This window comes from Pseudothermotoga sp. (assembly GCF_031962025.1).
Taxonomy (GTDB): Bacteria; Thermotogota; Thermotogae; order Thermotogales; family DSM-5069; genus Pseudothermotoga_B.
On the sequence record NZ_JAVRKW010000017.1, the window covers coordinates 10,452 to 21,143 of the forward strand.

The window sequence follows — 10,692 nt, forward strand, 5'->3', positions numbered from 1 at the left end:
GTGGCTTTTTTGAAGAAATTCTTCAACGATCTGGATTTTGCCAATCTCGTTATACAGAACAGAGGGTGTGTGGATTATGAGAGAACTTGAAAAGCTCTTTTTCTGTGGTGTATCGACTCTCAAAGAGTTTGAGTTTTTATCTGACAAAAACGTAGGTGGTGTTCTTTTATATCCAAAGGTGTTTGAAGACCCATCTCAATTCATGGAAGTAATTTACCGCCTTCAAAAAAAGCAGATTCTTCTGTCAACGGACCATGAAGGGGGACAGCTTGAGATAATTCCATTTGTCCCACCTTCCCCTGGTAATCTTCTTTTTGGCAGGACCCAGCCATCTTACGTTGAAAGTTACTGTCACATGGCAGGTAAAATCATGAAAAGCCTGGGCATGAACATGGTATTTGCACCTGTTCTGGATCTGCTCTTTTCTAAAACCAGCCCGGTGATAGGGTACAGAAGCTACGGAGAAAATCATAAAACAGTTGCCCAGATGGGAAGTGCAGCGATTAAAGGATACAAATCAGCGGGTATATACTGCTGTGCCAAACACTTTCCGGGTCATGGCAGAAGTCATCAGGACACCCATGAGGATCTGAGCATAGTGAACGATCCTTTGAACGAACTTGAAAAAGAAATTTATCCCTTTGAAGTTGCAATTCAAAACGGTGTAGATTCTATCATGCTTTCCCACGTTGTTTATAAAGCGCTGGACGATAAACCCGCTTCCATCTCTAAAAAGATAATAAAACAGCTTCTCAGAGAACAGTTGAAGTATGATGGTCTGGTACTCAGCGATGCAGTTGAAATGAACGCCCTGTCAGGCAGATACAAACCTTTACAGATTGTCGTTGATTTTTTTAATGCTTCTGGTGATATGTTGATTCTTTCAGATCCAAGAAATCTGAAAACATACCTTGAAACTCTCAAGGATGCTCTGGATCGTGGAAAACTGGATAAATCGTCTGTCGATCAGAGTATTGAAAAAATCAACTTCATGAGTAAGGAAGTACAAAGCGATATTTGCCAGGTCTTTGAAGCCATTGAAAAAGCCGTGGATTTTTATGTGGAAAAGTCAAAAACTCAATCCATCACTCTTGTATTGCCTGATTCTGCGCTGTACACAAAAGCAGATGTATCTTCTTCGTACATTTCAGTTATTGAAAAACAGGCAAGAAAGACTTTGAATGCAAAAACAGTTCATTTCAGCCAGGCTCATTCTCTACCAGAATCTGAGACAATTATAGACCTGATAATAGACGCAACCGAAGAAGAAATCTCTTTGCACAGAAAGCTTTCAGAAAGGTTCAATGTGATCTATGTGATAACTCGAAATCCGTATCTGGCAAACTACCTTAGAGACAAAAATCACGTTGTCACTTATTCTCTCACACCGCTGGTAATGGGATGGGTTTTCAGAAGATTGTCACAAATCTTAAAAGGGGGTGAGTTTGCATGTTGAGGAAAATCTTTCTCGCAGTCCTGTCAGTTGCTGTGATCCTGAGTTTTGCAAAAACCAAAATTGTTTTCTGGCAGTTCATGATGGATGATGCCCTGGCAAAAGAAGTCCTCAGTGGTTTTTCAAAGGAATTTCCTGATATTGAAGTTGAGGTTGTCCAGCTTTCTTGGTCCAATGGTTTTGACAAGATAGTCACTGCCATAGCAGCCGGTGCGGCACCGGATGTGGTCGAGCTTGGGAATACTTGGGTGGCGAGCTTCGCTTCGCAGGGTGTTCTTCTGGAGGTTGGTAAAGAAGATCTCGAAAAGTACAGAAATTTCCCCGGTATGAACAGCGCTGAATACAAAGGCAAATACTATGGATATCCATGGCTGCTTGGCACTCGAGCGATGTTTTACAACGTTGATCTGATGATTAAAGCTGGTCTTGATCCGGACAATCCTCCACAAACATGGTCTGAACTGCTCAACGCTGTCAAGAAAATATCGACTTTAACAGGTGTCTATGGAATAGGACTGCCGGCGGGAGAAGTCTACAGCCCGTGGCAGGAATGGTTCCTGCTTGCCATCTGGGGTAATGGCGGAGATGTTCTGTCAAAAGATCTGAAAACCGCTGTGCTCAACTCAAAACAGAATAAACAGACGGCACAGTTCTATCAGGAACTCTCAAGGTATGCGCTCAAAAGTAAGCAAAAAGATCTCGGGGAAGCATTCGGAGAAGGTAGGGTCGGTTTTCTTGTGAGTGGTGCCTGGTCAATAGGAACGCTTGCACAATCTTACCCAAATCTGAATTACGGCGTCTGCCTGATACCAAAACCTGATAGCCCAGATGGTATTCATGCATCTTTCCTCGGTGGTGAAATATTAGCTATCCCGAAACAGACAAAAAATCTGGATGCCGCAACAAAATTGATAAATTATCTCATGAGACCAGAAGTTGCTATGATAATCACAAAGCATTATCCAGGAGTCTACCCGGCAGACCCAAGAGCTGGTTCAGATCCATGGTTCAAAGACAATCCACTGCATTCGGTTTTCTTTGAACAGCTCAAGACGGCTTTCCCGGTACCTCCAACACCAGCCTGGCCAAAGATAGAGGACATACTGACAAATCTGGTCGATGATCTGATTGTACAGTACAAGAATGTTGATGAAGTTCTTGAATACTACAACAAAGAAATTCAAAATGTACTTGATCAGGTCAAATAGCAAAAAGGCGGGGATTTCTATCCCCGCTTTGCTGGAGTGAAAAAAATGAGAAAAAGACAGAAAGTGACGGTCTTGCTCTTTTTGCTACCATGGATTGTCAGTTTCAGTATTTTCACAGTTTATCCACTTTTTTTCTCTATATTTGTGAGCTTTACAAATTACACTGGATTGAAACCATCGATGGAGTTCGTCGGTTCAAATAATTATACAAGAGCTTTCCAGGACAGAGTATTTCTCACAGCCCTTGGAAATACTTTTGTTTTTGTTTTAATAACAGTTCCGATCACGACTTTGATCTCTCTGTTTCTGGGTATACTTTTAACCAGCGGCATAAAATTCAAAAGGATTTTTCAGGCTGGATATTTTCTACCTTCAGTGATCTCAATGGTTGTGATTTCAATGGTGTGGCTTTATATTTACAGTGCCACAGGTCCACTGAATCTGTTTTTGAATAAACTGGGATTTGATGTACCCACAAGAAGCTGGCTTGCATCTTCAAAAACTGCTCTTGGCTCGATCATGGTTATGGATATATGGTCTGCACTGGGCTATTATACAGTCCTGTTTGTGGCAGGACTTCAGAGCATTCCAGTACAGCTTTATGAAGCAGCCAGGATAGACGGAGCCACAAAATGGCAGATGATAAAAAAGATCACACTGCCCCTTTTGAAACCAACCGTGCTGTTTGTCATATCCATAAATTCGATAAGATCCTTCCAAATCTTCACAGAAATTTTCACACTCACAGGCGGTGGTCCAGCAAATTCAACACAGACCATAGTTCATTATCTGTACGATGTTTCCTTCAGAAAATTCGAAATGGGTTATGGTTCAGCGATTGCCTATATATTGTTTTTAATTGTCATGACCGTCACTTTTGTTCAAAGAAAACTGTTAAAGGGTGAGCAGATGTGAAGGCTCTTATATATTCGATTTTAATTCTTTTTCTGATTCTTTCACTTTTACCGACTTTCATGATGCTTGTCACATCTTTTGTTCCAGAAGGAGATCTTTTCAACAGGACTGTCTTCAAAACCGTGGCAGATTTTGAAGTACCAAAGTCTGTGCTGCTCAACAGAGTCAGACCTTTGAACACGACACTTGAACTTGTAAAAGAACAGACGAACACTTTTTTAAGAATAGAGGCTAAAGGCGATTTTTCAGGTATAGCACCGTCTCTGGGCTCTTCAGATATAAATAGGATAAAATACGTTCAATTTTGTATCAGAAACGACAAACCAGTTCTGATGAAAGTTGGTTTCAAAGATATAAAAGACAAAATAGAGTACTTCGCACAAAAAGAGCTTTATCCCAACTCAAGCTGGCAGACGGTGAAGTTTCAACTGGATGCAAGAAAGCTCGCAATAGACACCCTGCACATCTCACAATTGAGAATTGAAATTGCAGGTGAAGGTTATGTTGATATAGATAATGTGGTTTTCATCAACAAATATCCGACCTTTTACAACTTTGCCAAAGTTCTCAGAGAAGATTATTTTGCACGGTATCTGCTCAACAGTGCCATAATTTCCATCAGTTCAGTACTTGGAAATATTTTTTTCTGCTCGCTGGTGGCTTATGTCTTTGCAAGAAAAGACTTCAGGTTAAAAGAACTACTTTTTTCATTCATACTCGGTACGATGATGATTCCGCCACAGGTTACGATCATTCCCACATTCATATTGATGAAAAAATTCGGGCTGATAGATACCTACTGGGCTTTAATACTACCAAATCTGGTAACGCCCTTTGGTATTTTTTTGATGAGACAGTACATTGAACAAATTCCTTCTGAATTGGACAAAGCCGCATTGGTGGACGGTGCAAATGATTTTCAGATTTTCTGGCACATTCTGCTACCACTCAGTAAACCAGCTCTTGCAGTGCTTGGTATCAACACATTTGTGTTAACCTGGAACGACGTGTTTTATCCACTGATACTCACAACATCTCGAGAAATGAGAACTGTACAGATAGGTTTAGCACTCTATCAGAAATTGAATGTCTTCACCTGGCCCACCCTGATGGCTGCCTCAACAATTGCCGGTATACCCATAATCATCGCTTTTCTGATCTTCGAAAAAAAGATCATTTCGGGCATCATCGAAGGAGCCATAAAAAGCTGACCGATCGTTGAAATAATTCCAATTTTTCACAATTTATGCTACAATAAAAACAAAGGAGGTGCTCTTATGAAAAAAAAATCCTACTCGTTGCTGTTATTCTGCCTGCATTACTGGCAGTTGCTCAGATAAATCTTCGCAGTTTTGATATAACCAAATTCACAGGTGACATCACGTTGGTAAGCTTTCAAAGATTTCTCCAGACGGACGAATACGTTTCAGTCGAAGGCAATGTTTACAAAATCAATGCAAACAAGAAATTCCTGACAAGTTCTGAAATCAGTCCAGAACTTTTGACGAATGATAGATTTGTCGGCCTTTTGGCTTTGAACGTCGATGAATTTTCATCTTATAATGGCAAGGCTCTTGTAGCGGTTAATGGAATCATTTACGATGTTTCCAGTTCTTCATACTGGAAAAAAGGGATTCATCAGAACAAACACAAAGCAGGTGAAGAGCTCACTTATGAGATCCTGAAACTATCTCCTCATGGTGTGAAATTGCTCGAACGAGTCGTACCTTTTGCACTTCTTGTATTCACTCCTGATCAACTGGCAAAATTCGATGGTAAAGCCAAGAACAAAGCCTATGTTTCTGCCTTTGGTGTTGTGTATGATATGAGCAAATCCAAAACTTTGAAAGATGGTTCACATTATGGATATCCAGCCGGTAATGAACTCACCTTTGAGATAAAACAGCAACCAGGTCATGAAAATATGCTATCGAGGATCTATCCAATAGGTCTTCTGGTGTTTGATGAAAAAAATCTTGCCAGATTCGATGGGAAATCTGTTCTAACATTCGGTAAAACTAAGATATATAAGGCTTTCATCAAAGTTGAAAACATCATCTACGATGTCACAAGTACTGATTGGCAAGAGAAATTGAAACTCGATCCAAGCGCAGCGGCTGGAAAAGACTACACCTCTGATCATGGCGATATAGATGCTCTCAAACAGTTCACCAAGGTTGGCTTTGGAATTATTTGACTGATGCCTCTTTTGTCCCTTTCAAATACCTGCGTTGAAAATCAGTTAAAATAGTATCAGTCTTTGACAAAAATATCCGTGATTGAAAATAAAAGAGGAGCCTGTTTGCACAGGCTCCTCAGGCAGCTTGGTTCCATCCAAGGGGGGATAGGGGGGTCGCTGTCCAATAGAAATATTAACTCTAAAGTTGTTACATGTCAATGTCTGTAGATTAAATACACATGGATATTGAAGTTTAAAGGAGGCGAAACGGTTTGAAAAACAGGATCATAAAAAAATCTAAACTGGCACCACAGGTATACGATTTTGTTGTGGAAAACAAACAGATAGCTGCCAGGGCAAAAGCAGGACAATTTATCGTAGTGAGAACTACCGAAAAAGGTGAGCGAATACCACTGACAATAGCAGATATCTATCAAGACAGTTTTCGCATGGTTGTAAGGGCTGTTGGGAAAACAACCTATGAACTGTGTATGATGAACGAGAATGATTATCTGGCAGATGTCACAGGACCTTTGGGTAATCCAAGTGAGATAGAATATTTTGGTAATGTCATGCTGATCGGTGGTGGAGTCGGAATAGCGACACTTCTGCCTATCGCAAAAGAATTAAAAAGACATGACAACAGGTTGTTTGTTGTTCTGGGTGGACGCAGTAAAGAATACGTGATAATGCTCGATGAATTTGAAAAAATCGCCGATGAGTTGATCGTGACAACAGATGATGGTTCATACGGCATAAAAGGTGTCGTCACAGACGGCATGAATCTGGTTTTGAACAGAACAAAGATAGATGTCGCCTGGGCTGTTGGACCAACTGTGATGATGAAATTCTGCAGTCTCAAAGCAAAAGAAATGGGATTGAAGATATGGGTGTCTTTGAACCCGATCATGGTGGATGGAACCGGTATGTGTGGTGCGTGCAGGGTTACAGTGGATGGTCAAATGAAGTTTGCGTGTGTGGATGGTCCAGAGTTCGACGGCACAAAGGTTGATTGGGATGAACTGCTTATAAGGTTGGCTCAATACCGTGAGGAAGAAGAACTGAGTTTGAAGAAATTCAAAGAAAGTGTGGGTGATCTTTCGTGGCTATAAAACCACCAGTGAAAAAAACGCCGATGCCTGAGCAGGAACCTAACGAAAGGATTAAAAATTTTTTTGAAGTTGCACTTGGATATTCACAAGAACAGGCAATTGCCGAAGCAAATAGGTGCCTGCAGTGTCCGGCACATCCATGTGTGAGCGGCTGTCCTGTGGGCATAGACATACCAGGTTTCATCAAAAAGATCAAGGAAGGAAATTTCGAAGAATCGGCAAAAATTCTTAAAAGATACAACAACCTGCCGGCTATATGCGGTAGAGTCTGTCCGCAGGAAGTGCAGTGTGAAGAAAGATGTGTTGTTGGTAAAATACCAGGCTCAGAACCGGTGGCTATAGGCAGACTTGAGAGATTCGTTGCAGACTGGGAAGCAACCAACATTAAACAGGTGCAAATAAACCTTCCACCCGCCAAGGGAAAAAAGATCGCGGTGGTTGGTTCTGGACCAGCAGGACTCACTGCCGCTGCAGATCTTGCAAAGATGGGATACTCGGTCGATGTCTTCGAGACTCTGCACAAACCCGGTGGAGTGCTCGTTTATGGCATACCGGAGTTCAGATTACCAAAATCGATAGTTGAGAGAGAGGTCAAGTATATCGAATCGCTTTCGGTAAAGATCCATTTGAACACACCAGTCGGTAAATCCATATCAGTTGAGGAACTCATGGACAGCTACGATGCAATCTTCATAGGAGTTGGTGCCGGCACTCCGAAGTTCATGAAAATACCGGGAACAAATCTCAACGGAGTTTATTCTGCCAATGAATTTCTAACCAGGGTTAATCTCATGAAGGCATATCTGTTCCCGGAGTACGACACACCTGTGAAAAAGGGAGCCAATGTTGTAGTGGTAGGTGGAGGAAATGTCGCAATGGATGCCGCAAGGAGCGCTTTGAGATTAGGTGCCAAAAATGTGGTTGTTGTGTACAGAAGAACCGAACAGGAAATGCCTGCCAGACGGGAAGAATACCTTCATGCAGTCGAAGAGGGAATAAAATTCAAGTGGCTCACACAACCTCTCAGGTACATAGGCGATGAAAAAGGCAGAATAATCGGAGTAGAGTGCATAAGTATGGAACTCGGAGAGCCAGATGAATCTGGAAGAAGAAGACCAATTCCAATTGAAGACAGCAGATTCATAATAGAAACAGATATGGTTGTGGAAGCAATAGGTACAGATGCAAACAGATTTTTGCTGGGTCAGTTCAAAGGTTTAGCACTCAATAAATATGGATATATCGTGGCTGACAGTGAAACTGGTGCGACGAGTTTGAAAAAAGTTTTTGCCGGTGGAGATATAGTAACCGGAGCCGCAACTGTCATAGAGGCAATGGGTGCAGGTAAAAGAGCGGCTTATTGGATAGATAAATTTCTTTCGGGTGAATACAATCCATGGATATGAATATCTCATGTTTATTCGTTGATGAGAACGATTCTTTGCTTGAAAAATTGAAAACACTTATGAATTCTTTCTCAGCACAGGTGAGTTTTCTTAAAGTGCAGCATGATGTTGATCAAATAGCAGAAGTGATATTTGAGCAATCCGAAAAATCCGTTGATCTTTTACTCATCTTAGGCGGTGTCGATGTGAAAAGCAAAGCGGTCTCGAGCACAGCGGTGAAAAGAATCTGCGATGAAAGGGTTTACACACTTGAAACTCACCTGTGTGAACTGCTTGCACAGCACAGAGAATGCATTTTGACTTCTGCAACAGTTGGTGTGAGAAAAAAGACACTGATCGTATCCTTACCCCAGCATGAGATTGTTTTGAAGATAATACCCTTTTTGCTTGAAATACTACCTTTTATCGAACAAAACCATAGCTGAAGCAGGAAACTTTCTGATTAATCTATGAGAGAAATACTCAAAGGCGGTCAGCACCGCCTTTGAAGTTTTATTTAGAATACACCAGTTCACCGTTGATGAAGACTTTTTCAACAACGGCTTTCATGTCAAATGGGTGTCCGGTCCATACGACAAGATCTGCATCTTTTCCCGGTTCAATTGAACCGATTCTATCGGACAGACCAAGAATTTTCGCTGGATTTATCGTGAGCATCTTTAAAAGTTCTTCTTCCTTCATGCCATATCTCATAGCTGCGGCTGCCTGAACGGTTGCATATTCAAGTGGTATAACCGGATGATCGCACATCAGAGCTGTCAAAACACCTTTTTCGGTTAGAATCTTTAAACTTTCCATTGTCATATCTCTCAATTCCAGTTTTGTGGCAAAGGTCAAAAGCGGACCAGCCACAACGGGTATCTTCTTTTGCGCAAGGATATCCGCAATCTTGTAACCTTCTGTGCAGTGTTCTATGACAAACTTGATGGAAAACTCTTCTGCTATTCTTATAGCCGTTAAAATATCATCTGCCCTGTGTGCATGTATTCTGGCAGTAAGTTCACCTTTCAACAATTTTTCTCCGACTTCGTATTTTGGATCTGTATCAACGAACGGTTTGTTCTCTTTCACAGCAAGTTCTTTCTTTTTCATGTAGTCGCGCGATTTAATCAGAAAAGTTCTTATGACTGCCGCTGTGCCCATCCTTGTACTGGGAAGGATTTTCTTTTCAGAATAAACGCGTTTTGGATTTTCACCAAGAGCCATTTTCACACCGGCAGGATTTACAACACACATCTGAGCGGCTGTTTTTCCATTGAATTTTGCGACAAATCCCTGACCGCCAACCGGGTTCGCACTGCCCATGACCACGAAAGCAGTTGTGACACCACCTGAAAGTGCCCTATTTATAGCACTGTCCTGTGGATAAAAGGCATCAATCGCAAACAAATGTGCTGTAACTGGATCTGTCATTTCATTCCCTTCACTTTCTGTCGATCCAAGCCCCTCAGGATAAAGCCCGATGTGAGAGTGAGCATCGATGAAACCCGGAAAAAGATACCTGCCGGTCAAATCGAAAACCTCAGTACCTCTGGCTGGCTTGATCTGTTCACCCATCCGTTTGATCTTCCCATCTTCGACCAGAACATCTCCCTTAAATGGTTTTGCTGTAACTGGAAAAACTGTGGCATTCTTAAAAAGGATCTTCACAAGACCACCTCCATATGTTAGTAATACGTACTTTTAGTGTACCACACAGCCATGCAAATATTCATCACACATGAAATAAACTCTTTTTTTCCAAAAATATGTTATCATTGTTATGTAGTTTCAAAGGGGTGTTACGCGCTGAAAAGGGTTTTAGGGACAATTATTTTTTCAGCGATGATTTTTTGTATCCTTGCAGGCATTTTATATCTGTGGAACAAAGAGCGTTTCAAAAAAAGAGTTGAAGTTGTCTACAGAGCAGTTTATTGTGCAGTTGATTATATAGGACGTTTTATCAATAACGATCTTAAAAATAGTTCAATCTACGAAGCTGTTTTAAACGATGATCAGATCTATATCAACAACAAACTGAATGAAATCAAGACAAACTATCCAGCCATCAAACAGATTTTTATTGAGGATCTGGATATTGAAAAATTGCCAGCGACACAAAAATATACGACCATTTTCCAGGACGATATCAAGCTTTTGTTCAAAATAAGCGATGCAAAATCCCCTGATTATCTTTCAGACAAAGCCATAACTGTGTTGATAGATTTAAAACAATTACTCGAATCGCTTGGTATAAACGATGTAGTTGTTCATAAAGACGGTAAATTCGTACTCATGGATGGTATCAAATGTGATCCCAAAGATGGCTTACTCTCACCGGTTGAACTCAGTATATCAGCGGTTTTTTCAGTTCTTGGCGGTGTTCTACATACATTAACTAATTCAATTAGAAAGACAAAATCTGAAAAAATCCTGAGCA

General features: G+C 41.1%; 10 protein-coding genes. 9 read left to right on the forward strand and 1 reads right to left on the reverse strand.

The genetic code is table 11. The features are described 5' to 3' along the window. Window positions 1-76 precede the first annotated feature (76 nt). The 8 genes from AC4E92_RS09285 (at window position 77) to AC4E92_RS09320 (ending at window position 8,698) form a co-directional block, all read left to right on the forward strand. Window positions 77-1,456, forward strand: a complete 1,380-nt coding sequence (locus AC4E92_RS09285) for a glycoside hydrolase family 3 N-terminal domain-containing protein (RefSeq protein ID WP_490240315.1) — start codon at window positions 77-79, stop codon at window positions 1,454-1,456. Then, window positions 1,450-2,661 carry a sugar ABC transporter substrate-binding protein gene (locus AC4E92_RS09290; RefSeq protein WP_490240316.1) on the forward strand — a complete coding sequence of 404 codons (1,212 nt, stop codon included), beginning with the start codon at window positions 1,450-1,452 and terminating at the stop codon, window positions 2,659-2,661. Before AC4E92_RS09285 ends, AC4E92_RS09290 begins: the two co-directional genes overlap by 7 nt. Window positions 2,662-2,706: 45 nt before the next feature. Beyond that, window positions 2,707-3,576: a carbohydrate ABC transporter permease gene (locus AC4E92_RS09295; protein WP_490240317.1), complete on the forward strand. Its 870-nt coding sequence runs from the start codon at window positions 2,707-2,709 to the stop codon at window positions 3,574-3,576. Beyond that, window positions 3,573-4,787, forward strand: coding sequence for a carbohydrate ABC transporter permease (locus AC4E92_RS09300; RefSeq protein WP_490240318.1), 1,215 nt, complete (start codon window positions 3,573-3,575; stop codon window positions 4,785-4,787). The genes AC4E92_RS09295 and AC4E92_RS09300 overlap by 4 nt, the downstream gene beginning before the upstream one ends. 173 nt (window positions 4,788-4,960) lie before the next feature. Further along, window positions 4,961-5,773: a cytochrome b5 domain-containing protein gene (locus AC4E92_RS09305; RefSeq protein ID WP_490240319.1), complete on the forward strand. Its 813-nt coding sequence runs from the start codon at window positions 4,961-4,963 to the stop codon at window positions 5,771-5,773. A 254-nt stretch (window positions 5,774-6,027) separates the two neighbouring features. Continuing rightward, the gene (locus AC4E92_RS09310; protein WP_490240320.1) at window positions 6,028-6,867 is read left to right on the forward strand and encodes a sulfide/dihydroorotate dehydrogenase-like FAD/NAD-binding protein; all 840 of its coding nucleotides are present in this window, start codon (window positions 6,028-6,030) and stop codon (window positions 6,865-6,867) included. Between the two features lie 23 nt (window positions 6,868-6,890). After that, window positions 6,891-8,273, forward strand: coding sequence for an NADPH-dependent glutamate synthase (gene gltA, locus AC4E92_RS09315; protein WP_490240324.1), 1,383 nt, complete (start codon window positions 6,891-6,893; stop codon window positions 8,271-8,273). Continuing rightward, complete coding sequence (locus AC4E92_RS09320) at window positions 8,264-8,698, forward strand: molybdopterin-binding domain-containing protein (RefSeq protein ID WP_490240321.1); 435 nt, start codon at window positions 8,264-8,266, stop codon at window positions 8,696-8,698. Before gltA ends, AC4E92_RS09320 begins: the two co-directional genes overlap by 10 nt. A gap of 67 nt (window positions 8,699-8,765) precedes the next feature. On the opposite strand, the gene AC4E92_RS09325 is transcribed toward AC4E92_RS09320, so the two are convergent. After that, window positions 8,766-9,923: an amidohydrolase gene (locus AC4E92_RS09325; protein WP_490240322.1), complete on the reverse strand. Its 1,158-nt coding sequence runs from the start codon at window positions 9,921-9,923 to the stop codon at window positions 8,766-8,768. A 174-nt stretch (window positions 9,924-10,097) separates the two neighbouring features. On the opposite strand from AC4E92_RS09325, the gene AC4E92_RS09330 reads away from it, so the two are divergent. Beyond that, the coding region (locus tag AC4E92_RS09330; protein WP_490240323.1) for a hypothetical protein at window positions 10,098-10,692 on the forward strand (595 nt) is incomplete at its 3' end.